The 26,014-nt window shown below is 45.5% G+C and carries 26 protein-coding genes; 19 read left to right on the top strand and 7 right to left on the bottom strand.

Going from position 1 to position 26,014, the window contains the following annotated elements:
* The 4 genes from rbfA (at position 1) to M5J74_RS08110 (ending at position 3,176) form a co-directional block, all read left to right on the top strand.
* The gene (gene rbfA, locus M5J74_RS08125; protein WP_106166943.1) at positions 1 to 420 is read left to right on the top strand and encodes a 30S ribosome-binding factor RbfA; all 420 of its coding nucleotides are present in this window, start codon (positions 1 to 3) and stop codon (positions 418 to 420) included.
* Between the two features lie 517 nt (positions 421 to 937).
* Positions 938 to 1,384: a DUF732 domain-containing protein gene (locus tag M5J74_RS08120; RefSeq protein ID WP_106166944.1), complete on the top strand. Its 447-nt coding sequence runs from the start codon at positions 938 to 940 to the stop codon at positions 1,382 to 1,384.
* Between the two features lie 194 nt (positions 1,385 to 1,578).
* The gene (locus M5J74_RS08115; protein ID WP_106166945.1) at positions 1,579 to 2,751 is read left to right on the top strand and encodes a M20 family metallopeptidase; all 1,173 of its coding nucleotides are present in this window, start codon (positions 1,579 to 1,581) and stop codon (positions 2,749 to 2,751) included.
* A 167-nt stretch (positions 2,752 to 2,918) separates the two neighbouring features.
* Positions 2,919 to 3,176 (top strand): hypothetical protein, encoded by a 258-nt coding sequence (locus M5J74_RS08110; RefSeq protein WP_106166946.1) that lies wholly within the window; start codon positions 2,919 to 2,921, stop codon positions 3,174 to 3,176.
* Positions 3,177 to 3,199: 23 nt separating this feature from the next.
* Here M5J74_RS08110 and mgtE read toward each other — a convergent pair whose 3' ends face one another.
* Positions 3,200 to 4,600, bottom strand: coding sequence for a magnesium transporter (mgtE, locus tag M5J74_RS08105; RefSeq protein WP_106166947.1), 1,401 nt, complete (start codon positions 4,598 to 4,600; stop codon positions 3,200 to 3,202).
* A 572-nt stretch (positions 4,601 to 5,172) separates the two neighbouring features.
* Here mgtE and M5J74_RS32595 point away from each other — a divergent pair.
* Positions 5,173 to 5,301 (top strand): hypothetical protein, encoded by a 129-nt coding sequence (locus tag M5J74_RS32595; RefSeq protein ID WP_256498733.1) that lies wholly within the window; start codon positions 5,173 to 5,175, stop codon positions 5,299 to 5,301.
* 95 nt (positions 5,302 to 5,396) lie between these two features.
* Positions 5,397 to 6,428, top strand: a complete 1,032-nt coding sequence (locus tag M5J74_RS08100) for a hypothetical protein (protein WP_199197420.1) — start codon at positions 5,397 to 5,399, stop codon at positions 6,426 to 6,428.
* Between the two features lie 35 nt (positions 6,429 to 6,463).
* Here the strand turns inward: M5J74_RS08100 and M5J74_RS08095 are convergent, their stop codons facing one another.
* Positions 6,464 to 7,303 (bottom strand): carbohydrate ABC transporter permease, encoded by an 840-nt coding sequence (locus M5J74_RS08095; protein WP_106166949.1) that lies wholly within the window; start codon positions 7,301 to 7,303, stop codon positions 6,464 to 6,466.
* A gap of 196 nt (positions 7,304 to 7,499) precedes the next feature.
* Between M5J74_RS08095 and M5J74_RS08090 the strand changes: the two genes are divergently transcribed.
* The 9 genes from M5J74_RS08090 (at position 7,500) to M5J74_RS08050 (ending at position 16,868) form a co-directional block, all read left to right on the top strand.
* Entirely contained in the window at positions 7,500 to 8,195 is a 696-nt protein-coding gene (locus M5J74_RS08090) for an aldehyde oxygenase (deformylating) (RefSeq protein ID WP_015153626.1), read from the top strand.
* 209 nt (positions 8,196 to 8,404) lie between these two features.
* A complete protein-coding gene (locus M5J74_RS08085; protein WP_250016251.1) occupies positions 8,405 to 9,442 on the top strand; it encodes a long-chain acyl-[acyl-carrier-protein] reductase in 1,038 nt (345 codons plus the stop codon).
* Positions 9,443 to 9,621: 179 nt separating this feature from the next.
* Entirely contained in the window at positions 9,622 to 10,602 is a 981-nt protein-coding gene (locus M5J74_RS08080) for an acetyl-CoA carboxylase carboxyltransferase subunit alpha (RefSeq protein WP_015153624.1), read from the top strand.
* A 394-nt stretch (positions 10,603 to 10,996) separates the two neighbouring features.
* The gene (locus tag M5J74_RS08075) at positions 10,997 to 11,722 is read left to right on the top strand and encodes an SDR family oxidoreductase (protein WP_015153623.1); all 726 of its coding nucleotides are present in this window, start codon (positions 10,997 to 10,999) and stop codon (positions 11,720 to 11,722) included.
* Between the two features lie 212 nt (positions 11,723 to 11,934).
* Complete coding sequence (folE, locus tag M5J74_RS08070; RefSeq protein WP_015153622.1) at positions 11,935 to 12,660, top strand: GTP cyclohydrolase I FolE; 726 nt, start codon at positions 11,935 to 11,937, stop codon at positions 12,658 to 12,660.
* 413 nt (positions 12,661 to 13,073) lie between these two features.
* Positions 13,074 to 14,570, top strand: a complete 1,497-nt coding sequence (gene murC / locus M5J74_RS08065) for a UDP-N-acetylmuramate--L-alanine ligase (protein ID WP_015153621.1) — start codon at positions 13,074 to 13,076, stop codon at positions 14,568 to 14,570.
* A gap of 119 nt (positions 14,571 to 14,689) precedes the next feature.
* Positions 14,690 to 15,646, top strand: coding sequence for a UDP-N-acetylmuramate dehydrogenase (gene murB / locus M5J74_RS08060; RefSeq protein WP_250016250.1), 957 nt, complete (start codon positions 14,690 to 14,692; stop codon positions 15,644 to 15,646).
* 282 nt (positions 15,647 to 15,928) lie between these two features.
* Entirely contained in the window at positions 15,929 to 16,279 is a 351-nt protein-coding gene (locus M5J74_RS08055) for a YbaB/EbfC family nucleoid-associated protein (RefSeq protein ID WP_015153618.1), read from the top strand.
* 64 nt (positions 16,280 to 16,343) lie between these two features.
* On the top strand, positions 16,344 to 16,868 hold the full coding sequence (locus tag M5J74_RS08050; protein ID WP_250016248.1) for a low molecular weight protein-tyrosine-phosphatase: 525 nt from the start codon (positions 16,344 to 16,346) through the stop codon (positions 16,866 to 16,868).
* Positions 16,869 to 16,924: 56 nt separating this feature from the next.
* Here the strand turns inward: M5J74_RS08050 and M5J74_RS08045 are convergent, their stop codons facing one another.
* The gene (locus M5J74_RS08045; protein WP_015153616.1) at positions 16,925 to 17,581 is read right to left on the bottom strand and encodes a response regulator transcription factor; all 657 of its coding nucleotides are present in this window, start codon (positions 17,579 to 17,581) and stop codon (positions 16,925 to 16,927) included.
* A gap of 497 nt (positions 17,582 to 18,078) precedes the next feature.
* Between M5J74_RS08045 and smpB the strand changes: the two genes are divergently transcribed.
* From smpB to M5J74_RS08030, 3 genes are all read left to right on the top strand, one after another.
* Positions 18,079 to 18,543, top strand: a complete 465-nt coding sequence (gene smpB / locus M5J74_RS08040; RefSeq protein WP_015153615.1) for an SsrA-binding protein SmpB — start codon at positions 18,079 to 18,081, stop codon at positions 18,541 to 18,543.
* Positions 18,544 to 18,718: 175 nt separating this feature from the next.
* Positions 18,719 to 19,009: a WGxxGxxG family protein gene (locus tag M5J74_RS08035; RefSeq protein ID WP_015153614.1), complete on the top strand. Its 291-nt coding sequence runs from the start codon at positions 18,719 to 18,721 to the stop codon at positions 19,007 to 19,009.
* 192 nt (positions 19,010 to 19,201) lie between these two features.
* On the top strand, positions 19,202 to 19,411 hold the full coding sequence (locus M5J74_RS08030) for a hypothetical protein (RefSeq protein WP_015153613.1): 210 nt from the start codon (positions 19,202 to 19,204) through the stop codon (positions 19,409 to 19,411).
* A 13-nt stretch (positions 19,412 to 19,424) separates the two neighbouring features.
* On the opposite strand, the gene M5J74_RS08025 is transcribed toward M5J74_RS08030, so the two are convergent.
* Complete coding sequence (locus tag M5J74_RS08025) at positions 19,425 to 19,769, bottom strand: hypothetical protein (protein WP_250016246.1); 345 nt, start codon at positions 19,767 to 19,769, stop codon at positions 19,425 to 19,427.
* Between the two features lie 138 nt (positions 19,770 to 19,907).
* Here M5J74_RS08025 and ychF point away from each other — a divergent pair, with 138 nt between their 5' ends.
* Positions 19,908 to 20,999 carry a redox-regulated ATPase YchF gene (gene ychF, locus M5J74_RS08020; RefSeq protein WP_106218216.1) on the top strand — a complete coding sequence of 364 codons (1,092 nt, stop codon included), beginning with the start codon at positions 19,908 to 19,910 and terminating at the stop codon, positions 20,997 to 20,999.
* A 78-nt stretch (positions 21,000 to 21,077) separates the two neighbouring features.
* On the opposite strand, the gene M5J74_RS08015 is transcribed toward ychF, so the two are convergent.
* The 3 genes from M5J74_RS08015 to M5J74_RS08005 all read right to left on the bottom strand — a co-directional run bounded on the left by M5J74_RS08015 (position 21,078) and on the right by M5J74_RS08005 (position 25,949).
* Complete coding sequence (locus M5J74_RS08015; protein WP_015153610.1) at positions 21,078 to 21,332, bottom strand: hypothetical protein; 255 nt, start codon at positions 21,330 to 21,332, stop codon at positions 21,078 to 21,080.
* A gap of 554 nt (positions 21,333 to 21,886) precedes the next feature.
* A complete protein-coding gene (locus tag M5J74_RS08010; RefSeq protein ID WP_250016245.1) occupies positions 21,887 to 24,091 on the bottom strand; it encodes an alkaline phosphatase family protein in 2,205 nt (734 codons plus the stop codon).
* A gap of 169 nt (positions 24,092 to 24,260) precedes the next feature.
* The gene (locus M5J74_RS08005) at positions 24,261 to 25,949 is read right to left on the bottom strand and encodes a M14 family metallopeptidase (RefSeq protein ID WP_250016244.1); all 1,689 of its coding nucleotides are present in this window, start codon (positions 25,947 to 25,949) and stop codon (positions 24,261 to 24,263) included.
* Positions 25,950 to 26,014: the final 65 nt, after the last annotated feature.

The following is a 26,014-nucleotide window of genomic DNA, read 5'->3' as shown; positions in this document are numbered from 1 at the left end:
ATGGCTACAAGTCGCCGCGTGGATCGCGTTGCTGAATTAATCAAACGCGAGGTAAGTCAGATGCTATTAAATGGCATCAAAGACGATCGAGTCGGTGTAGGTATGGTTAGCGTTACCGATGTAGACGTATCCGGCGATCTACAACACGCCAAGATCTACGTATCAATATATGGTTCAGACGATGCTAGAGAGCAAACTATGGCAGGCTTAAAGTCAGCCACAGGGTACGTTCGCCGAGAGTTAGGGCAAAGAATCCGTCTCCGCCGCACTCCAGAAGTTGTATTTCACGAAGATCGTTCGATTGAAAGAGGAACAAGAGTGCTGTCGCTGATTAATCGGCTCAATCAAGATCGCCCCGCCAATCTAGAGCCAGACTACAAGGAAGAAGAGATCGAAGTCTCCGCCGAGGATGAAGCGTAACCTACTGATATCAAAATATGTGAGGGGCATATAGCTATGTGTCCCTACCTGTGCTTCTCGATCTAGGCAATGAGGCATAATTTGCTATCTTGCGCTATCTTGTGCCGATATAGATCGGCTTCTAAGTTGATGTACATATAAAGTTTATGTAGATTTAGCGATCGCCGCTAAAGTCCAGTAGCTTTACCTATCAATCCGCTATGTTAAAACCTACTTTAAAACTAAATAAAATCTGAAATGAGATACGATACCGTACATTCTCGGTATCTGATATTTTTCTATCTCAAGGTAGAAAAGATTGCCGAGCTTCCCCTTTGTTGCTAGAGCCCAGATGCAGCCAGCTCTGAATTCTCTTAAGGATCTTTTTAGAAAAAGTTTGGTTTCAGAAACCTAGTCTGAGTCAAGGTTTGGAGTAATCTTAAAAAAACACGAAAAAATTTAAGATTTTTTTTATAATTCTGTTAGATCGTCACCAAGGTTGGGCATAACAAATATAGAAATCTATCTTGGTAACGTTATGAACTTCCGCCTCAATGCAACCATCGCTGCTGCTGCTATTGCTCTAGTTTCTGGTTTCCAATTTCAAGCTTTTGCCTCCGAACCAGATTACCTCTGCTTCGTTACGACTGGTGCGGGGGACGTGCTGGACTTATCTCAATCCCTATGTGCTGAAAAAGCTACAAAATCGACAATCGCAGCTCTAGACAAAGCATTTATTGAAGCTTACAAACAGCAAGCCATGACGCACGCTGACGTACGCGATAACTTGATCGCTAATATTCAGCAATCTCCAGAAGCTAATATCGCAGCCGCAAAAGGTGTTTGTAACGACTTAGAAGCCGGAATTACCCTAGAGGAAATTCAAGAAGCTCAATCGGAAGAGCATGAAGCCAAAGCAGATGAGGTCAATTCGGAAATCGTCAATAAACTAGCTACACAGTACTACTGCCCAGGCGTGCAGTAAACCTATTCATCTATCGATCGATAAATCAAAGTGCGATTGCCAAACGTCAAGGCATGTCAGCAGATCGTCACATAATATTTCCTCTCAGACACAATTTGACTGTTGAATCTGTATATATCTGCTCAAGTAGTCACGAACTGCTCGTCTTATCTTATTTATGATGGGGGAAAGTTGATTATATATATAAATAGTCAATGCTTACCCAAATAAAAGACATAGCCCTAAAGTTAGCGCCGCGTTTAATTGAAATTCGCCGCCATCTCCACAGTCATCCAGAATTAAGCGGTCAAGAGTATCACACATCTGCTTATGTTGCTGGTGTCCTTTCGTCTAGTGGAGTTCATGTAAAAGAGGCGGTTGGGAAAACTGGTGTATTAGGAGAAGTGCAGGGACATGGTAGCGATCGCCGCTTATTGGCAATTCGTACCGACATGGATGCACTACCCATCAACGAACGCACGGGATTAGAATTTACTTCCAGAGCGACAGGTGTGATGCACGCCTGCGGACACGATGTCCACACCACCGTAGGACTTGGAACTGCTATGGTTCTTTCCGAACTAGCATCCCAGTTACCAGGTAACGTGCGGCTGTTGTTCCAGCCAGCAGAAGAAACTGCTCAAGGAGCTAGTTGGATGATTGCTGACGGGGTGATGGAAAATGTCTCGGCAATTCTATCCGTACACGTCTTCCCTTCCATTCCCGCCGGAAAGGTAGGTATTCGCTATGGGGCGCTAACAGCAGCAGCAGACGAGTTAGAAATTACTATTATCGGTGAATCGGGGCATGGGGCGCGACCCCACGAAGCGATCGATGCTATTTGGATCGCCGCGCAAGTCATTACCACCCTGCAACAAGCCATCAGCCGCACGCAAAACCCTTTGCGTCCAGTGGTATTGAGCATCGGACAGATTACAGGTGGTAGAGCGCCAAACGTCATTGCCGACCAAGTAAAATTACTTGGCAGCGTGCGATCGCTCCATCCCGAAACCCGGACTAATCTACCTGGGTGGATCGAAAAAATTGTTGCGAATATTTGCCACTCCTACGGAGCGCAATACGAAATGAGCTATCGCCCAGGAGTACCAGGGGTGCAAAATAATATTGGTCTATCCCAAATTTTACAAACAGCCGCAGAAGAGGCTTGGGGAAGCGATCGCGTTTTAGTTTTAACCGAACCTTCTCTTGGTGCAGAAGACTTTTCACGCTATCTCGAACACGCTCCTGGTGCTATGTTCCGCTTAGGGGTGGGATACGAAGATCGCACGAACTATCCCCTGCACCATCCTCAATTTGAAGTGAACGAAGCCGCGATCGTTACTGGTGTCGTCACCCTTGCCTACGCTGCGGTGAAGTATTGGCAATAGGAGAAGTCGGAAGTTAGAAGTCAAAAGTTAGAAATTCATCTTCTCTCCCTGCTCTCTGCTCCCTGCTCCCTGCTCCCTAACAACTAACAACTGACTTAGGAAAGATGCAGCCATATCCACAGATTTGCTACTTTAACAAAAAATACCGAGACAGTAGTAATTAAAATATGGCATCACCTACACCACTGCAAGGTACTGAATTAGTTGACTGTGCGAGAGCAAACGCTAAGCAGGGAATTGAAACTGCTGCCCGTCAGTGCGGTTTTGGTGAAGATTTAAATGGTTTTTCACAAGCGCTCAAGCAAGCCTGCGAAAGCATGAATTTACAAGTGAAGGAACTGAGCGAACTCATTACCGATGACGAGATGATTCTTCAAATGGGTAAAGGGGAAATTGTTGCACCCGATAGTGCTTCGGAACTGTGAGCGGGGGTTAGAAACTGGGAATTTTAGACCCGTAAAATGACTCTTGCCAAGTTGAAATAAATCAAAACTCCTAATACGTCAACTGCGGTTGTGATAAACGGCGCTGACATCAAAGCTGGATCTAAGCCTAGTAAGCGAAATAAAAATGGTAGTGCAGAACCGGAAACAGAAGCCAAAACAGAAATTGCGACAAGACTAACTCCCACGGCGATCGCTACCGATAAGTTTCCTTGTAGGAAAAAAGCCCAAATAGTAGCGATCGTTCCCAACATAGAACCGAGTAACAATCCAGCCAGTGCTTCTCTGACAATGACTTGTGCTGGTCCTAACGCCCTAATCTCATCGGTATTCATCCCGCGAATCACGACAGTTGAAGACTGCGCTCCTACGTTACCACCAGTCCCCGTTAGTAGTGGGATAAATGCTGCCAGTGTCACGACTTTTTGTAAAATCTCTTCTTCAGCTTTGATAATTGTGCCTGTCACGGTATTTGTAATTAGCAAGACAAATAACCAAACAACTCGCTTGCGAGCAATGGAAAATAAATTACTTTGAAAATAGCCATCGCCCCCTGACTGCACGCCTCCACCTAAAGCGTAGATATCCTCTGTTGTTTCCTGTTGAATAATATCAATTACGTCATCTACAGTAACGATGCCTACAAGTCGCTGTTCGCGATCGACGACTGGGACAGCGAGAAAGTCGTAACGCTGAATTAATCTAGCTACTTCTTCTTGATCGGTATCTGTATGCACGCAGATAGCATCGCGGGTCATAATTTCGCCAATCGTTTCTTGCGGATCGGCAGTGACTAAATCACGTAAAGATAAGGTTCCCGTCAGCCTTCTCGCTGCATCGGTGACGTAAAGGTAGTAAATAGTTTCTGTATTTTTAGCTAAATAGCGAATGCGTTCCAGGGCTTGCGTGACGGTCATTCCCTCTTTCAGAGAGATTAACTCTGGGGTCATGATCCGCCCTGCTGTTCCCGTTTCGTAGCCTAACAGTAAAGCGGTGGCTTGCCGTTCGGAAGGGCTGAGTTGTTCTAGCAAGCGATTGACAATTTTAGCGGGGAGTTCGTCGAATAAGCGGGCGCGATCGTCTGGCGACATTTTATCCACGATATCGATCACGTCTTGGCGCTTGAATTCTTGAACGAGTGCTTCTTGTACGCTATGGTCGAGATATTCGTAAACTTCGATCGCCTCGCCTTTAGAAAGCAAGCGAAAGGCGAGTACTTGCATTGGTTCGGGTAAGCCTTCAATGGCTTCGGCGATATCAGCAGGCTGTACCGGAACCAAAATGGCTTTAGCTCCCTGTAAGTCTCCCTGTTCCAGTAGGGCTAGCAGTTGAGTACGTACAAGGTTGCGTAATTCTCTACGGGAGAAGTTTTGCAGGGTCGAGGATGGGTTGTTACGATCGGTCAATAGCCTATCCTCCTATAACAGTCAAGTGAACGTGCTGCCTTTAGTCTAGGTGACGGTGGCAGCTACCAGATCGAAGCATACTATTTTTCGGCTCGATGTTTTAGCGCGATCGCTTACTAATGTAGGTTAAGTAGCTGCGATCGCAATTTTCTAAATTCCTGGTTTCGATTCTCTCTAATCTTGGCTCCAGGCACATCGCCTAGTTGGTAGAGTTCGTTGTAAAACAAGGTCGGCGATCGTGCCTCAACAACTTAACTATCGAGTTCCAAATATCTTCTGAGGATAGGCAACATAGATCGTTTTCTGGAATTGGATAGATTCCAATTGAAGGAACTCTATGTGAGGCTTCATCGTCTCTATAGGTGTTTCCTCTGATAGATGCTGTCTGGCATCTAAGTAGAAAATTCATTCAATAGTTCTTATTTATACTTATTAAAGCTAATCTTACTGTATACTTAAACTTAATAAAGTAATGAATATTGTCAACTTTTATGATCAAAAAACAACAAGTAGCGATCGCTACCATATTAATAATGTTGTCGATTATACCCGCTTACAAGGCAAAAAGTAGAATGGGGGTTAATATTTTGCCAGGTCCCCATACCCCGAATTTGGTAGAAAAGTTGACGAGAGGCAAGTTCAAAGCTGAGTGGGTCGATCGAAACTGGTTTCGTCGTCCTGATTTGCCTTTCAACAGTTAGCGCGACGCAGATGAAAGGAAAGGGGAATACGAGCTATTCATGCTTGGCTGGTCGTGCAATAATAAACGGTCTATGACCAGATCGTTCGCCTTCTCATGCTGCAATCCTCCGATTCTACTGACGACTTAGCTGCTGTCTTAGCAGAGTCAATCGATCTAAATTTTGAACTGCCCGATCCTGAAGACGAAGAAATTTCGGAACATGATTTTCAGCAGCAGCTAGACAATGCTTGGCTAGTTTGCGATCGCTTCGATCTACAGACAGAAATCTGGCGGGGCAGAATTTTAAGGGCAGTGCGCGATCGCGAGAAAAAACAAGGAGATGCCCGTGGGAGTGGTTTTCTCAACTGGTTGAAGGCGCGGGAAATTAGTAAAAGTCAAGCATACTCCTTAATCGAGTTAGCTAACAGCGCCGATACGCTAGTAGAACAAGGGCATTTAGACCCCAATGCCGTAAGATGCTTTAGTAAACGAGCGTTTATCGAAACTGCAAAAGCGGAACCAGAAATTCAACAATTAGTCACCGATGCAGCGAAACGAGGCGATCGCATTACCCGTCGTGAAGTGCGTCAGCTATCAGATGAGTGGATGGCGATGTCGTCCGAACTCCTCCCCGAACCCGTTAAAGTGAAAGCTTCAGAAAACGCGCTTCCGCCCCGCTATCTTGCGCCTCTGGTGAAAGAAATGGAAAAATTACCAGAGTCTCACCAAAAAGAGTTACAGCGGGAAATTGCAGCAAATCCTGACGTAGACACAATTAAAGAAGTGACAACGGAAGCAAAGTACCTGTCCAAATATATTAATGCTGCTACGACCGTCCAAGCCCTAAACAATGACGATGTAGACTTAGAACGGGCGATTCAGGAAGCAATTCGAGTAGGCTGTATTAACGTCGCGGCTGACTTGGTAAATCAGGCATCGCAGTTAGAACAAACCATAGCTAAACTTTACGGTACTTGGAAGCGGATTGGTAGTTTAGCCGATCGCCTGTATGTAGATACGGGGGCGAGTACTCCCCACTTGCGATCGCTTTTGAGTTGTCTCGAACCCCTCGGTGGCGAAGTGATGGAAGTTAGTTTAGGGGGAGATAACGAACGCACGATTCGCTTGCAAATCACCGAGGAGTAATTTTTTGTAGAGATGTTACATGTAACATCTCTACATCAATTTTTGATTCCCGTCGTTGCGATTCCTTGAATAAATTGTTTCTGTCCGATGAGAAATATTAATATGACTGGCAAAGTGGCGATCGCCACTGCTGCCATCATTAAAGACCAGTTATTAGTAAATTGTTCTTGAAACTCAGCTAGTGCTAATTGAACCGTCCGCAATTCTGGGCGCGTTGTGAAGACAAGCGGTTTAAATAAATCGTTCCACTCACCGATAAATGTAAACAAAAATAATGTTACCAAAGCCGGACGAGATAAAGGCAACATTACCCGCCATAAGATTTGCAGGCGGTTCGCCCCATCGATCGCTGCTGCTTCTTCTAACTCTATGGGAATAGTTTGAAAATACTGCCTGAGTAAGAAAATGCCAAAACCATTTACAGCTGTAGGTAGAATTAAAGCTCCATAGGTATTAATTAAATGTCCCCATTTGAGGACGAGAAAGATAGGAATAACTAATAACTGAAATGGAATGACCAAAGTTGCCAAAACAACTAGCAGTAATGCTTGTCGTCCTCGGAATTTCAATCTTGCTAAGGCATAACCCGCTAAAGCTGAAGTCACGATTTGAATTCCAGTCACGGCTAAAGCTACCAGCGTGGAATTAGCAAATGCTAGCAAGAAATTTGCTCGCTGCCATGCTTGTTGGTAGTTTACCAAAGTCCATCCCGATCGCGTTAACAAATCGGGTGTTGAGCCAGGCGGTGCAAAGGATGTGAGGAAGACAACTCCCAATGGGAGCAAGACAATTACCGCTCCCAGTATCAGCACTATAAAACTAAGAGATGGTATAGAGAGATTCTTATGTTTGGCATTCACATCTTTCTGAAGCATGAATTGTTCGCTTTCCTCTATGCTTTTATACCTAGAGGTGATATTCTCCCAAATGGACTCTATTTTGCTGCAATAGATAACAGATCCCCTTGGGATTTGTTAGGTTTAATTTTAATTATTGTTGACGCTGATGCATAGAGCTAAAGAGTCAACCGCAATCGACAAAGCTGATTTACGCCAATAGGAGTGAACGACTATGCAGCAAGTTGCTGCCACCTCCGAAATCGATTTCCACAGCGAAACCTATAAGGACGCATACAGTCGCATTAACGCGATCGTGATCGAAGGGGAACAAGAAGCCTACGAAAACTATATTCGTTTGGCTCAAATGCTACCGAACCTCAAGGATGAGCTGATTCGCCTATCTAAAATGGAGAACCGCCACAAAAAAGGGTTTGAAGCCTGCGGGCGCAATCTCCAAGTTACACCGGATATGCAATTTGCTCGCGAGTTCTTTTCTGGGCTGCATCAAAACTTTCAACAAGCAGCATCAGCAGGACAAGTCGTGACGTGCTTGTTAATCCAATCGCTGATTATTGAGTGTTTTGCGATCGCGGCTTACAACATCTACATTCCCTGTGCCGATGACTTCGCCCGTAAAATTACCGAGGGCGTTGTCAAAGACGAGTATACTCACCTCAATTTCGGCGAAGTTTGGCTGAAAGACAACTTTGAACAGTCCAAAGCCGAACTAGAAGCAGCCAATCGCCAAAATCTCCCGATTGTCTGGCAAATGCTGAATAAAGTCGAGGATGATGCTCGGGTTTTAGGCATGGAAAAAGATGCTTTGGTGGAAGACTTCATGATCCAATACGGTGAAACCCTTGCCAATATTGGCTTCTCCACCCGTGACATCATGCGTCTATCCGCCTACGGACTACAAGCCGCTTGAAACAGTGACCAGTAACCAGTAACCAGTGACCAGCGAACAGCGACCAGTGACCGTAACAAAGAAATCTGGGTAACTGATAACTAATAACTGGTAACTGGTAACTGATAACTGGTAACTGACTTTATGTAGTATTTTTAAGATTAAAGATACAAAAATTCTCATCCACCCGCTCTGCTTTGTCAGAGCTACCAGTTTGACATCCGTAATACATGTTTGGTCTAATCGGTCACTTAAACAGTCTGGAACACGCACAATCGGTAGCACAAGAATTAGGCTACCCCGAATATGCCGATCAAGGACTTGATTTCTGGTGCAGCGCACCACCACAGATAGTCGATGATATCAAAGTTACTAGCGTTACTGGACAGCAAATCGAGGGCAAGTATGTCGAATCTTGCTTTCTGCCAGAAATGCTTGCTACGCGGCGGATTAAAGCTGCAACGCGAAAAATCATCAACGCAATGGCGCACGCTCAAAAGCATGGGATTGACATTACAGCTTTGGGCGGCTTTTCTTCGATTATTTTTGAAAACTTTAACTTGCAGCAGATCAAACAAGTCCGTAACGTACAACTGAAATTCGAGCAGTTCACGACGGGGAACACTCATACTGCTTACATTATCTGTCAGCAGGTGGAGCAAGCAGCAAAGCAGTTGGGTATTGACCTCAATCGAGCTACTGTTGCCGTTTGCGGTGCTAGCGGTGACATTGGTAGTGCAGTTTGTCGCTGGTTAAATGCTCGTACCGACGTAGCAGATTTATTACTAATTGCCCGCAATCAAGAGCGCCTACAAGCATTACAGGCAGAGTTAGGACGAGGTAAAATCTTAGACTTGGAAACTGCCCTACCGCAAGCAGATATCGTCGTCTGGGTGGCAAGTATGCCCAAGGGAATTGAAATCGATGCCCAAATGTTAAAACACCCCTGTTTGATGATTGATGGTGGTTATCCTAAAAATCTGGCAACAAAAATTCAACATCCAGGGGTTTATATTCTCAACGGTGGCATTGTCGAACACTCTTTGGATATCGACTGGAAAATTATGAAGATTGTTAACTTCATGGATGTACCAGCTCGTCAGTTGTTTGCCTGCTTTGCTGAATCAATGCTACTGGAATTTGAAAAGGTCTACACTAACTTTTCTTGGGGACGCAACCAAATTACTGTGGCAAAGATGGATCAAATTGGTCACATGTCTCGCAAACACGGCTTTCGCCCTCTACTGTTTGAGAATTCACCAGTTTAAGGGATTGAAGAGTAAGTCAAAAGTTAAAAGTCAAAAGTCAAAACTGAGGAGTCAGAAAACAGAAGTCAGAAGTCAAAACTAACTGGTCACCGATAACTGATAACTGACAACTGACTCACCACTCCCCACCCCTCGCTACTCACTACCCCACCCCTCGCTACTCACTACTCACTTCCGAGATGGCAACAACCGAACGCAAAACTCTACTGTTAGATTTTGAAAAGCCACTAGTTGATTTGGAGTCGCGCATCGACCAAATTCGAGAGCTAGCAACAGAAAATGGCGTTGACGTGTCGGAAGAGATTCGCCGACTAGAAGCCCGCGCCCGCCAATTGCGCCAGGAGATTTTTAATAGTTTATCGCCGTCGCAAAAATTACAATTAGCAAGGCATCCCCGTCGTCCCAGCACCTTGGATTACATTCAAGCTATTAGCGACGAATGGATGGAGTTACACGGCGATCGCCGTGGAAGCGATGATTCTGCTATAGTTGGTGGCGTTGCGCGCCTTGCAGGGCGACCAGTCGTCATCTTAGGCAATCAGAAAGGACGCGATACAAAAGATAATATTGCCCGTAATTTTGGGATGGCTTCCCCTGGTGGCTATCGCAAAGCTATGCGGTTGATGGAACACGCCAACCGCTTTGGAATGCCAATTTTAACTTTTATTGATACTCCAGGGGCTTTACCCACAGTCGCAGCTGAAGAACAAGGAATTGGGGAAGCGATCGCCTATAATTTACGCGAAATGTTTAGCCTCGACGTACCGATTATTTGTACCGCAATTGGTGAAGCTTTTTCTGGTGGTGCTTTGGGTATTGGTGTCGGCGAACGCCTGCTCATGTTTGAACACGCAGTTTATACTGTCATCACCCCCGAGGCTTGTGCTGCAATTGTTTGGCGAGATGCAAGTAAAGCCGCTCAAGCTGCTATGGCATTAAAAATGACAGCAATCGATTTACAAAATTTAGGTATTGTTGACCAAATCTTACCAGAGCCAATCGGCGGCGCTCACTCCGACCCTCTCAAAGCCGCGATCGCTCTCAAGCAAGCTTTGCTACAACATTTAGAAGAATTAACTCAACTTACCAGCCAACAGCGCCGTCAACTGCGGTATCAAAAATTCCGTCAAATTGGTGTTTTTACCGAATTTGACTCCTAAGTTTTGTCAGAAGATGAAGACGGAAAAGATGGTGATATAATCAACGAGGGGTGTAAAGATTTTTTACAACCTCTCATTTTTGTCTCATGCTAGGCAAAACAAAGCAAAGTGGACAATAGGTAGCAGCAATGTCTACCGTAACGGCTGGCGATCGCCAATCGATCGGTAATCTCTATGTTCTATTCAACTCTACTAGAGATTTACATAATAAATCCGCGATTGAATGGCTATAGCCAACATGAATAAAGAATTAATCATCTGCCCGAACGTTCGAGACAAAAATTCTTGCAGGTAAAGTATAAGTTGAATCTAGAGGTAATTGCATCTATCAGGGGTAAGAGATTGACATGAGTACAACAGCCATGCAATTTGTGGTGCGATTAAGTTGGAGTTTATGACATTGACAACGGGAAAACGCGCCCTAATTACGGGTGCTAGTAGTGGGATTGGTAAAGCAACAGCCCTCGCCTTTGCAAAGACGGGAGTAAACTTAGCTCTAGTTGGTCGTTCGCTAGACAAGTTAGAGGCAGTTGCAAGTGCAGCAAGGCAGACAGGCGTAGAAGCAAAAACTTACGCCCTGGATCTTGCCCAAGTTCATGTCGTGCCAGAGAAGATGGCTGCGATTGCAGCCGATTGTGGAGCTATAGATATTTTGGTCAATAGTGCAGGTATGGGCTACACGGGGGCTTTGAGTGCTACGCCTCTGCCTGACTGGCAAAAAGTGATAGATTTAAACCTAACTAGCGTGTTTGGGTGCATCTTGGCAGTTTTACCCACAATGCACCAGCGCGGCTCCGGTACAATTATTAACGTTGCTTCCATCGCCGGACAAACTCCCTTCCCCAACTGGGGAGCTTATTCCGTCAGCAAAGCTGGTTTGATTGCCCTATCCAAGACCCTAGCAGCAGAGGAAAGCGCTCGCGGTATTCGCGTCACCACCATCTGTCCTGGTGCTGTGAATACAGAACTTTGGGACAGCGAAACAGTTCAGCATAACTTTGACCGTAATGCCATGCTGACACCAGAAATTGTCGCTCAGTCAATCGTACATACAGCCTTGTTACCAACACCAGCCGCGATCGCCGAATTAACTCTCATGCCCGGTGGTGGCGCTCTATAAGTCATTTGTTATTTGTCATTTGTAAGTGAATGCTATCGAAGCGTCTACGATATCCACAAGCAATTAGAAATATAGCTTGTGGTTTTAGATTCTCAAAGTTGGACAGTCTACCCGTTGTCACTGGTTAACTTTCCACTTCCTGCTAACTCATGGCTAATGACCAATGACTAATGACCAATAACCATTGTTAAACTTTATCTGAGACATACACCATGACTATTGCTGCTTCTAACGGTTCTAATGGTTCTACCAATCGCTTTCAATCATCGCCTTTGAATTCCGATCTGGTGGAGGCGATTCAATCCCGACCAGACCGCAACACCCACAACGGTCAAAAACCAAACTTACAGACTCCTACCGAAGCAGAAGCCCACGAGTCGATGATGGAGGCTGTACGCGCCCTCTTGATCGGTGTAGGCGAAGATCCAGAGCGAGAAGGTTTGTTGAAAACTCCTAAGCGTGTTGCGGAAGCCATGCGGTTTCTCACCAGTGGCTACAGTCAATCTTTAGAAGAACTCGTCAACGGAGCCATTTTTGATGAAGGTCATAACGAGATGGTACTCGTGCGCGATATCAACTTTTTCAGCTTGTGCGAGCATCATATGCTGCCTTTTATGGGTAGAGCGCACGTAGCCTATATTCCCAATCAAAAAGTGGTGGGTCTGAGCAAGCTAGCTCGAATTGTCGAGATGTACTCCCGCCGCTTGCAAGTACAAGAACGACTGACGCGCCAAATTGCTGAAGCAGTACAGGAAATTTTAGACCCTCAAGGCGTAGCAGTGGTTATGGAAGCAACCCATATGTGTATGGTAATGCGTGGGGTGCAAAAACCTGGTTCTTGGACTGTTACGAGTGCCATGCTTGGAGTATTCCAAGACGAGCAAAAAACCCGCGAAGAGTTTTTCAACTTGATTCGCCATCAACCAGCTTTCTTCTAATTGATTGGGGAGTTGTAGGGGTGCACGGCTGTGCGCCCGTACTAGTGAATCAGAAGTCGTAAAGAGTGTATTCTTTTCGTCACCACATGGTCTGATAATTTGCGATCGCGCTTTAGTCAGTTTTAATCAGTACTTAGTTATACTGCACCCAATGACATTCAGCATTTGGGTGCTTTTTTTCAGAAAAAAAACTAAAATCTCTGCCAAATAAAATACTTTCTCAAAATAAAAATTAAACTCTATTAGCTAAGTACGTAAATTCCTGTAAATAAACATCGCCTGGGGAGGACAGAGCGAATTGATGTCAGATATAAAAAACTTAAACAGTCGAGCCATCCGTAAAATTTATTTCCTGATATGATATCGCGTGACATTTGTATACTGGACTTTGGGGTGAGGTGTGAGGAGTAAAAATGACTAATTATGTCGATTTAAGCGGTAAACCATTCCATTTCGTCGGTATTGGTGGTATTGGGATGTCTGCTCTTGCTTATATCTTAGCTAAGCGTCGTTTACCTGTTTCTGGCTCCGATATCCGAGAGAGTCATATCACCGAGAAATTAGCAGCTTTAGGAGCGCATATTTTTAGTCGCCAAGATGCATCCAATCTGGAGTTTTTTCGCTCTCAGACCGATGCCAGCCCCCAAGCCTTAGCAGTGAGCGGTAATAGTGCGCCTGTATTTCTCAAGTCATCAAGACGAGCTAGTCCAGCGATCGCCAACAGCAAAATTGCCGACTTACCACAAGTCATCTGTTCGACGGCAATTCATGCAGGTAATTTAGAGTATCAAGCAGCGCTAGATTTAGGTTGTCCGATCTTTCATCGTTCCGATTTGTTGGCAGCACTGATTCAAGAGCGTTATAGCATTGCCGTAGCTGGGACTCACGGTAAAACAACCACCAGCAGCGCGATCGGGTATATGCTACTCAAAGCTGGTCTCGACCCTACCATCATCGTTGGTGGAGAGGTAAAAGCATGGGAGGGTAACGCGAGGCTCGGTAACAGTCAGTATTTAGTAGCAGAAGCAGATGAATCGGATGGTTCTTTAGTCAAATTGGCTTGTCAAATTGGCGTAGTTACTAACATCGAACTCGACCATCCCGACCACTACAAGTCTCTAGAGCAGGTAGTCAAGACTTTTCAAACTTTTGCGCAACAGTGCCAGCATGTCGTAGGTTGTATAGATTGCCAAACAGTCCGCGATCGCCTGCAACCGACAATTAGCTACAGCCTCAATCCAGAGATGGCGGCAGACTACACGGTATCCAACGTGATTTACGGTGCTGATGGGACGATCGCCACGGTATGGGAGCGAGGCAAAGAGTTAGGGCAGTTGCGTTTGCCATTGCTAGGACAACATAATCTCAGTAATGCCTTAGCCGCGATCGCTGTCGGTCGGCTGCTGGGAGTAGAATTTGCGGCGATCGCCGACAGTCTAACCACCTTTGAAGGCGCTAGGCGTAGATTTGAACTGCGTGGTGTTGTTAATGACATCCAATTCATCGACGACTACGCGCACCACCCCAGCGAACTCCAGGCAACCCTGGCGGCTGCGAAGTTGCAAGCTAAACCCCAAACTAGAGTCGTGGCGATCTTTCAGCCTCACCGCTACAGCCGTACTCTGACTTTTTTGTCAGACTTTGCTAAATCTTTTAGTCATGCCGATGCCGTCGTTCTCACGGATATCTATAGCGCAGGCGAGTCCAATTCAGGGCAGATTGACGGCGAGAGACTAGCAGCACTGGTTGCAAACCATCATCCTCAAGTCACGTATTTACCTACACTTGCTGCTGTCGAGGAGTTTTTGGTAGATAATTTGCGTTCTGGAGACACAGCTTTATTTTTAGGTGCAGGGAACTTGAATCAAATTATTCCCAATGCAATTGAAAGAATCAAGGCTAAAGGCTGACAGTTATCAGTTATCAGTTATCGGTGAAAGCGTGACTAGTGGCTGGTGACTAGAAAAGAATCCAGCTCTCAATCGCCACTAGCTACGCACCACAAACCACACACCACGCATCACTCACTATGAACTCCTCCCAACACCCCAATCCAATTCCGATTCCAGAAACTGCTGGCGATCGCCAGATAATATACTTGCCTGGAACAAAATGCGCGATTAAATCTCAAGTCCCACTAGCTAGTCTCACATCCTTTCGGGTTGGAGGACCAGCCCAATGGTATGTAGCACCTCAAAATCTAGCAGAATTGCAAGCTAGTTTGGAGTGGTCGCGCTCAGAAGGATTAGCCGTGACACTAATTGGAGCAGGTTCTAATTTATTAGTTAGCGATCGCGGTCTTCCTGGTTTGGTCATTGGCACTCGTCATTTGCGCTACAGCCGCTTCGATCTGGGAACCGGTCAATTGACCGTGGCTGCTGGAGAACCTTTACCTCGCGTAGCTTGGCAAGTGGCAGAATTAGGCTGGCAAGGGCTGGAGTGGGCTGTTGGAATTCCTGGTAGTGTCGGCGGTGCTGTGGTCATGAATGCAGGAGCGCACAAAAGCTGCATTGCCGATATTTTAGTCAGCGCTCAAGTTTTGTCTCCCTCTGGGCAGCTAGAAACCCTTACTCCAGACCAACTAAGTTACAGCTATCGCACCTCAATTTTGCAAGGCAGCCAGCGCCTCGTCACTCAAGCTATCTTCCAACTGCAACCAGGCGCAGATCCACAACAAGTGCTAGCAGCCACCACCGAACACCTAGAGCAAAGGCGGCGTACTCAACCCTATCATCTACCTAGCTGTGGTAGCGTGTTCCGTAACCCCCTACCATACACCGCTGGCTGGTTGATCGAACAGTCAGGCTTGAAGGGCTATCAAATTGGTGCAGCTCAGGTCGCACAGCGCCATGCTAACTTCATTCTCAACTGTGGTGGTGCGAAAGCTAACGATATTTGGCAGCTAATTCGTTACGTCCAGCATCATGTAGAAGAACGTTGGTCACTACTGCTAGAGCCAGAAGTGAAAACAATTGGAGAATTTTAATATTAGTGACCAGCTATCAGTTATAGCGATTCTCGTTATGATGCGATACATTCGTAGGGGCGCACAGCTGTGCGCCCCTACAGATCTTGTATTTCATCGAATTGAAAAAGGCTATATCAGTTATCGATACTTTGTAGAGACGTTACATGTAACGTCTCTACAAAGTGCCGCTCCCGACTCCCTAATTACAAATTACGTATCACAACTTCACCTTTGCCCTTTATCGATTCTCGGCGCATCTATAATTTAATGGAACTTCGATTAAATCGACTCAACTAGCATATGACACAAGGACAAGGAAAAGGATTTGGCTTCGGTCTGGGCAAAATGAAGGAACTCGCAGATGCCTTCAAAAAAGCGCAGCAGGTGCAAGAAGGTGCGAAAAAGCTTCAAGAAGAATTGGAGATGATGGAGATCCAGGGCGAAGCTGGTGGAGGTATGGTCAAAGTGTCTCTCAGCGGTAACCAAGAACCTCGACGGGTAGAAGTGGCTCCAGAAGCACTGCAAGAAGGCGCAGATGTCCTTTCCGATTTAGTGCTGGCAGCGATGAAAGATGCGTACAACAAATCTACTGCTACCATGCGAGAGCGGATGGAAGAGTTAACTAGTGGTTTGGAATTGCCAGGAATGTAAATTCGTCATTCGTCATTCGTCATTCGTCATTTGTATACAACTAATGGCTGATGGCAAATGACAAATGACAGACAAAAAGCAATTGTCAAAAATTATTTGTATGTATAAGTTACTTTTTGTCTGCCTGGGAAATATCTGCCGTTCTCCAGCGGCAGAAAATATTATGAACCATCTGATCGATCGCCATCAGTTAGGCGATCGCGTTGTTTGCGATTCTGCTGGTACGGGTGGCTATCATGTTGGCAGTCCGCCAGACCGTCGCATGACATTTGCAGCAGCTAATCGGCTGGGAATTCAGCTATGCGGTCGAGCGCGCCAGTTGCAAAAATCAGATTTGGTGGAATTCGATCTAATTTTGGCAATGGATCGAGAAAATTACTACGATATTCTGGCGCTAGATTTCAGTGGTAAATACCGCGATAAAGTGCATTTGATGTGTGACTTTTGTACCGCGCATACCATAAAAGAAGTGCCTGACCCCTACTACGGTGGTGCAGAGGGTTTCAACCAGGTAATTGACCTCCTACTTGATGCCTGTAACGGACTGCTCGATCGCGTCAAACAGGAAATTGTAGACAGCGAACAGTGAACAGCTATCAGTTATCAGTTATCAGTGACCACGCACCACGCACCACGCACCACGCATTATTCAACCAACCGATGCTTCATGGCATAACCGACGAGTTCGGCTCGGTTGTTGGTTTCTGTTTTGCGCAGGAGATTGCTAACGTATTTTTCTACCGTGCGGGGACTGAGGTGGAGCTGGCTACCAATTTGAGCGTTGGAAAGACCGTGAGTGAGCATGACTAACACCTCCTGCTCGCGTTGGGTGAGGTGGAAGGGAAAATCAAGTTTTTCGACGATCGCCGTTGCGGTTGTCTGGGGACGCAAGCCTTCTTCCTGCGATAGGCGATACTCTGATTGGATCATTTGCGATCGCTCCAACAAATTGCGGATTGCCGCTCCTAGTTCTTGTAACTCAAACGGTTTAGGTAGGTAAAGATCTGCTCCCGACTGATAGCCTTGAATTCGCTCTTCAGTTTTGTTACGTTCTGTTAAAAAAATGACTGGCAGCAGTCGAAATGAAGGGTGTTGTCTGACACTCCGTACCAATTGATAGCCATTCATGCGCGGCATCACAATATCTGTCACCATCAAATGAGGGCGATAAGTCTCGACCATATCCAAGCCTTGTTGCCCATCAGCAGCCGTAATGACTGAGTAACCAGCCATCTCAAGATAATCACTGATAGCCAGACGAGTCCCAGGATCGTCATCAACAACAAGAATAGTCAGAGGCATGAATAATATGGAGTTACTACACTGAGTAAAGATGGTGCGGTTTCTGGCTGTACTGTGACAGTATTAACCGAGGATTTATTTATCCTACCGAAACATATCCATGCAAGTAATTCCAACTCTTGATAGAAAATTGTCATCGCGATCGCTACAGTAGGAGATAGGAGTCAGGGATGTTAGAAGTTTGTTTGACGGGTTAAAGTCCCTAAGATAATCTATGGAGAGAGTTTAAACAAGGCATCTTCACTGAACTCTAACAGTTCATCCGTGGGAATAATTCTGTCTTCTGTGTCTTTACCTCAGAAAATGAGATGTATTTCTAATTTCGAGAGTAGCGATTTAGCATGGCAAGATAGCGAGAAACGTGATAAGTTCGCAATAGCCAGCATACCTTAACTTTTAGCAAGGTAGATGTAAATCTTTTAGCAAATAGTCGATAATTTATTTTCCCCTTACTTTAGTACTTTAGAGCAGCACGAGAATACTGCAAGAAAACTTCAATGAGCGACAACGACGGTTATAAGGTATTGAGCGACAATCGCAAAGCCCGCTTTTTGTACGATATCCTCGAAACCTATGAGGCAGGACTGCAACTCATGGGTACAGAAGTCAAGTCAATCCGTGCAGGTAAAGTCAACCTGCAAGATGGCTATGCTCTTATTCGTAACGGAGAGGCATGGCTAATTAACGTTCATATCTCACCCTATACTAACAGCAGTCAATATTTTAATCACGACCCTCGCCGCACTCGTAAACTACTACTGCATCGGCAGGAAATTCGCAAGCTGATTGGTAAGGTAGAACAACAGGGTTTGACATTAGTGCCGCTAAAACTGTATCTCAAACGCGGCTTAGTCAAAATTAGTATTGGACTGGCTAAAGGGAAAAAACTCCATGACAAGCGGGAAGATTTAAAGCGCCGTCAAGACCAAAGAGAGATACAAAGGGCGATGAAAAACTACTAATTAGAAGTTAATTTAACTACAAGCAAAAAGTTAAATTTGGTTAAGAAAAGTGTTTTTTCTATTTCTTTAGCTAGATCTACCAACAAATGAGTTTTCTGGCTTAAGAGCGATTTAGTTTAGATTGCTACTGAATAGATTAGTAGGCAGCATAACAATTCAACTAGAAAACATAACCATGAAAATTGCTGCTCTTTCTAAAATAATTAGTGCTGGAGTTCTCGCCTTCAGCTTGACAGCACTACCTGTATCTGCGCAAACTACCACCACCCCAGACTCTGGAACAACAACGACTCAACCTACAGTTGTTGACGATGACGTAGACGATCGCGATGATGATAGTAACTGGGGTTGGCTTGGCTTACTCGGTCTAGCTGGGTTACTCGGACTAGCTGGAAGAAAGAAAAAAGAACCTACAGCATATCGCGACCCCGATCGAACTGTAGGTAGCACGACTTATAGAGAATAATCTTTCTGATTTTCCACAAATGGAGATCTAAATAATGTCTGAGGGAAAATGAATAACTAGGCAATTTTTGTGACTGCCATACAAGCAAGTTGCCTAGTTTTTTCAGTATCTAGGTGTAGGCATTTCGGGAGATGTCAGAAGTGGCGATCGCTCTTTAGCTTAGATGAGTATTGTATTTACTTTCACCCATCTATGATTTATATTCCCGAGCCACAAATTCCCGATCCGACACCAAGTCCCCTACCTCAACCGACTCCAGAACCAACTCCCTCACCAGCACCGGAACCCGTACCGAGTCCAGTACCGCAGCCAATTCCATCGCCAGCACCAGAACCCGTACCCGCACCAATTCCCCAACCCGTACCTGCACCAATTCCGCAACCAATTCCCGAACCGGTGTAGCTAGCAGCAAATGCTATTCCTTGACTGAGAAATCTACAGTTTCGCAAAGATTAACTTGGCGCTTGTCTATTTCACCATCATCAGTAATAGCACGGATGTCGTAAAGGCATGAGGTGGAGTTGTCTTCAAAAACTATGTCCGCCGATTCATCTGGAAGTAGAATATCTTTATCCAAAAGATTTACTCCCCACTTGTCAGCGCCAGAATTAGATATATGTAGTTCCTGAATATTGACGCTGGTTTCATTGTGCAGCGTAAAATCGCGGATATCGGCTCTGGCGGCTGGAGCGATCGCACCAATAACTGGTAAGCACAAGCTAGCAGCAATAAGTAAAATAGAAGTCTGATTCTGCAACACAAACGTTAACCTAGATAGTTTTCTCAGGATAGAATTCACCTGTAGTAAAAACCTCCGTGAATTTTGTGAAATTAAGTTTCATATATCCCTCTGAGATTTTGTTATCCTGACAAAGGAATAAGCGATCGTTACACAGCCATGCTCAGAGCCGGAATTGTCGGACTGCCTAATGTCGGCAAATCTACATTGTTTAATGCTTTAGTTGCCAATGCCAAAGCGGAAGCAGCTAATTTTCCTTTTTGTACAATTGAACCAAATGTGGGCGTGGTTGCCGTACCAGACGAACGATTAAAGGTGCTTGCCGAAATTTCTAACTCCGCGCAAATCGTGCCTACGCGGGTTGAGTTTGTCGATATTGCGGGTTTGGTCGAAGGTGCAAGTCAGGGAGAAGGACTAGGCAATCAATTTCTGTCCCACATCCGCGAAGTTGATGCCATCGTTCATGTCGTGCGTTGTTTCGAGAATGACGATATCATTCACGTCGCTGGTTCTGTCGATCCGGTGCGAGACATTGAGGTGATTAATTTAGAACTGGGTTTAGCAGATTTAGCTCAAATCGAACGTAGAAGCGATCGCGCCCGCAAGCTAGCTCGAACCAGCAAAGAAGCTCAGCTAGAATTAACTGTGTTAGATAAACTGACAGAAGCTCTCAATCTAGGTAAACCAGCGCGTCAAGTTAGTCTAACTGATGAAGAAGCTGTTTTAATTAAAGGGTTGGGATTGCTCACAGCTAAACCAGTCATTTATGCCGCAAATGTATCGGAGGACGATCTGTCAACTGGAAACCAATGGGTGGAACAAGTCAGACAGTTTGCAGCCTCTGATAAAGCACAGGTGGTTATAGTTTCAGCACAAGTGGAATCGGAATTAGTCGAGATCCCCGAAGAAGAACGAGCCGAATTTCTTGCCACATTAGGGGTAGAAGAAGGCGGGTTAAAATCTTTAATTCGCGCTACCTATGAATTACTCGGTTTGCGTACCTACTTTACTACAGGTCCAAAAGAAACTCGTGCTTGGACAATTACCGCAGGAATGGTAGCACCGCAAGCTGCTGGAGTCATTCACTCTGATTTTGAGCGCGGTTTTATTCGCGCTGAAACGGTAGCTTACGACGACCTAGTAACCAATGGCTCGATGAATGGAGCCAAAGAGAAAGGCTTAGTCCGTAGTGAAGGAAAAGAATACATCGTCAAGGAAGGAGACGTGATGCTGTTCCGGTTTAACGTGTAGTGTTTTAGAAGGAGCCAGGAGACAGGAGGCAGAAAACTAGAATGACTCCTAACTCCTCTGACAAAATCCTTTTAGGAGTTATGAGTTTTTGACGACACTGGTATCCTTAAGGGTAAATTCTTGAGCGCGGGAGCTATGCACTAAAGTCCAACCTGCTTTTAATAACTTTTGGTAGGTTGCCCAACCCTTAGAACCACCTGGAATAGGATAGTCTGGTACGGCGAATTGGCGAAAAGCAGTATATGGCTTCCAAGGCTCGTCGGGCGAGAGTTGTAAGTGTAAGATTTTTTCTCCCTCTTGGGCTTGAGATAACCAGCACATACGTCTAGACATAAAAACTCCTCATGGATTAAGTAAACGGCAAAAACATTCAGAATTTTAGCGATCTAAACTATGGTTAACTGTCGTTAAAGTTGCGATCGCACTTAGGTAAATCGATACATCACACTTACTTATAATTTTTAAGTTTTGAGTGAATTTTGCGAATATAAGTAAATTAGCTGCGAGCGATCGAGAAATATGCAATTGGCAAATACATAACCGATAAATCTGCCATCCACTAGGGAAACGCTATCTTGCATTGGCTTTCCTCTGTTAGGTCGTAATTCAGCTAGTTTTTGTATTCAAATTGACAGAATTCTATCCAAGATTAAATCCCAGAACGATCTACTGCTGAATAATTAGCGAATAAGCATAGCAGCATATTTCGGGAATTTATTTTTATTCTTAAGATATTCTTAATGTTTTGCCAAGTCTGGAGCGAACGGAATTGCTAACGAATGTCATTTTATTGTTTGACTGCGACAAGAGAGATCCCCCTAGCCCCCCTTCAAAAGGGGGGAAATAAATGCCACTTTTTAACCCAGTTGGGGGATCTGCGTAAGACTTTACGCCCGACCTAGATTGACCGGATCGCCTTCCACAGTGGGCGCGGGTTGCACGCCCAAAATTCGCAGGATCGTAGGAGCAATATCGATATTACGCACTCGCTTAATTGTCCCAGTACCAATATCTGGTCCAGCAGCATAAAAAATTGCGCTCATCTCTGGTAATTCTGGATCGTAGCCATGAGCGCCGTAGAAGTTGGGGACTGATAGCAATGGAGTCTCTGAAGCCGAATCGCCCAAACGTTGTACCACTGGGGTTTGAGTGCCGTCAAAATTGTACCCCAGTCGCATAATTGCAAAAACATCTCCGCTGTCTTGACCGATAAACTCACTTGTATCTAAGCCAAAGTTGCGATCGCTCGGATCGTTGGGTATGGGACGAGCGTAGATCTTATCGAAGATCGCTACAGATTTGCTTCCCGCAGTATAGTTTGGATTAGTATCGGTAAATTTGGCTAAAGCATTAACCAACTGTTGTTGCAGCGTGACATATTCTGCTTTGCTCACAGTGCCATCCGGTTCTCGTCCCTGCAAATTGATGTAAATGTTCACCGCTGGACCCGAGGTAATTGCTCGTACTTTTGTATTATCAAATCCCAAGCTGCTGAGGTAGTTGTTGAAGCTAACTGCGGTGTGGAACGGGGCAAAACCGTGGTCGGAAACTACGATAATATTACTATTCGGTCTACCGCGCTTATTTGTCCCAACCGCCTCAATAATTTGCTGCACGGCTGTATTTGCTGCTCGATAAGCCGATCGCAGATACTTTTGATATCGCTCGATTTTTTCTCGGTCTTGGTTATTGGCAATTGAGTTTGGATCGCGAAAATCAGTCGCTTGGCGAGGATCGGTAATTAGAAATTGGTGTCCCGAACCATCGGGTTGTTCAATATATGTCAGTACGAGATCTGCGTCGGGATTTTGGGCGATCGCCCGTAAAGCAATCCGCGTTTGGTAATCTACAAAAGTACGGACTTGATCTTGATAAATTGCTTCTAGTTCTAAATCGGGAAAATCATCAAAGCCTGAACTGATTCTTTCGGGGATGCGGAAGTCGGGCTGAGGAACCCAGAACCCAACATTGTTATTTGCATCGTCCACATCCGCCAAAACTGCTTGGTTGCAAGGAATATAGTTAGCAGAATAACGCGCTAACCGCACCTGGGAAAGGTCGGAGGCGAGTTGAGTCACGTAGAAACTCGTACCGACTTTATTTGTACTACCTTCAAAGTAAAATAAACTGGAGGTGCGATCGCTGGCTTTAAGGTAGGCGGAACCAGTAGCAGGGGGTTGAGATGCTCTAGGTTGGATACCGCGATCGGCATCAAAAATAATTAAAGTATCGTAGTTAACCGCTTTATCGTTGCTCGTATCGATCGCTGCTACTTGCAGGTTATAGGAACCGCCGCCACCCGTCAAGCTACCCGAACCGCTTGCGGGGATGGTTTCGAGAGTCGTTACTTTGACGGGGCTAAAAGACGATCTGCCTGCGGTTGTGAGTTGCTGAATAATCTCGCTAGCAGCGTCGCTAAAATCTGCTGCTGTAAAGCTAAAGCCCCTAGCTCCTACGCCGCCAAATGCGCCAAACGGTACGGTATAATCTACCGTGCGATCGCTAGCTGGTTGAACGATCGGACTGTCTGCTAAACCAGGAATTTTGATATCGAGTCCATCTGCACCGGGAAAGGTAGCTGCAACGACTTTCTTACCGTTGTTTCGCAGCGCAATCCAGAGAGATTCAGCAGTTTGGGTATGGTCGTCCAGAGGTCCATCAATTCCCACCGAGTAGCCGCCAATTGGAGCCGCAAAACCGCTGATATTTTGTTTGAAAGGACTGGCGACGAGGTGAAAGCTATTAGCATTAATATCGTTACGAGCAGCCGTAGAACCAGTACCGATCGCAATATGGGCTGGTGCTGTTAGAGATGGGGTAATAGTTTGATTTTGTTTTGCAACAAGTCCTTGACTTTGCAAAAATCCCAATCCCTTACGTTTGTCCAATACACCAGTTGCGAAGTAGCGATCGAGTAACGGTGGTGTTGCGCCATCTAAAGAAATCAGGACAATCTTGGGATGAGGTTTGTTAACAGCTGGAGTTGCAGCAAAGGAGTGAAATATAAAAGTTAATCCGAAAGTCACAATAACAATCGGGATAAAACGTTTGAGCGAAGCTAGACTGCAACTGAACGGAACTCTCAACCCCATATTTCTGATCCTCTATGAAAGTCTTAATCCTACGCTGCAAGATAGGAATAATCGGAGCATACCGTCATGACTTTAAGAACAGAATATGGGAGAGTTATCGGTCATTTGTCATTTGTCATTCATCACTAGTGAGTAGCTAGTCACCAGATTTTTATCTAGCCACCAGCCACTAGCCACTGACAACTGTAGTACGGACGACTCCGGCGCGATCGTGACGAGCAGTTAATTTGAATACCGTACCATCATCAGGCGCGTATACTACCCATTCAACTAAAGCGCGATCGCTTGTAGAATCGGCTTGTCTTCTTAGGGGTGCAGAAGGTTGGTAGGCGCGTCCTTCGAGTTGTCCTACATCTTCTCGCAATTTACCCGTTACCAATTTTGCCCCTTCTGGTAGCTCGATTGCACATAGACAACCCCGTACCAGTTTTTTATCCATTGCTCTTTCGGTAACGTAGGTAGGTAGCCAACCTGTATTTTGAACGGCAAAGCGGATGCGGTAGTTAGAACCGCCTAAGTGACTGATACTCGCCTCATAGATTTCCAACTGAGGTGAGATTAACAAGTGCCATACCAACCACTCGGGAAAACGCGCAAGCTCTTTTTCCAAAAACTGCGGGGGAGGATTTGACCAGGCATACATTGCATCCCAGCCTCCTAGTTCGACTTGACCGAGTTGAGGATGCTCGAAGGGATACCAATCGATATAACCCTTACCACCTAAAACTTCATCGCTCCAACGCAGCATGGTTAAGTCATCTTCAAAGGGGTGTTCCCTGTACCAGTCGATGAATTTATACTCTTTAATTCCGGCTTGACGCTGCGGACTCCAAATTTCTACCGTCCAGGCAAATACCCCTTGATGTTCGTAAGCCCAATCATCAAATGCACCGGTAATAAAGTCTTTGGGATCGTAGCGAAATTCGTGAAAGACTGAGACAGCAGGGTATTGAGTGATTTCTGTGGCTTTATCGCCGATGCGTTGATAAACGCGCAAATCTTTAGTAGGTAACTCGTCGTCGCTTTGATGGCTGTAGGGGCGCAGGATAACACCACTAAAAGTATGAAAGGCGATCGCCCCTGTAATATTGAGATGACTCGTAATAAAATCAACTAGCGATCGCACTTCTGCTTCTGAGGCAGGATAGGGTCCAGCTCCCATTTGCTCTTGTTCTTGTCGCCATCCACTAGGGAAATTGCGGTTTAAGTCGAGTCCTTCTTTCGGTGGTGGAATGTCAATCTGGATGCCGTTGTAGTTTTCAATTTCTCCCTCTGGGAGGATGCGATAATATTGTCCGCCCGTTTCTGTTGGTTCCCGTGGAATTAATAAACGCGGTTCAGTTGGGCAAACTTTCCAAGCACCATTCGGATCTGGTATTCTCATTTGTAGAATTCGCCCATCTCCGTCCATATCTGTCATCACTAGCCCATCTTCTCGTTCTCCCTGGTGAGGATAAGGACGAGTGCTAGAACGAATAAACTTTGGTTTGTTTGCCAAAGCCAACTCAGCACCATCAGGGTTGACGCGAGGACAGATATAAAATACGCGAGTATCCAAGCAACGGGCGATCTCAGGTTGAGTACCGTAGCCAGTCACCAACGTTTGCAGTAAATATAAGCAAGCACTTGAAGGCGCGAGTTCGGTAGCGTGAATGTTACCATCTACCCACAAAGCAGGCTTATCTACATCGTCGCCCGTCGCGAAATTGGTAACTGTTAATAGCCAAATGTCTCTGCCTTCGTAGCTTTTACCAATGCTTTGCAAGCGTAACAATTGTGGAAATTCTCGGGCGTATGCGCGGACAATCTCGGTCAAATCTGCATAGCGATAGTACTTATCGAACCGGACTTCTGGCATTTTCAGTTATCAAGTGGCTAGTGGCTAGTGGCTAGTGGCTAGTGGCTAGTGGCTAGTGGCTGGTG

Source organism: Chroococcidiopsis sp. CCNUC1 (assembly GCF_023546805.1).
GTDB lineage: Bacteria > Cyanobacteriota > Cyanobacteriia > Cyanobacteriales > Chroococcidiopsidaceae > Chroococcidiopsis > Chroococcidiopsis thermalis.
This window is presented reverse-complemented; position numbering and strand designations above follow the sequence as displayed.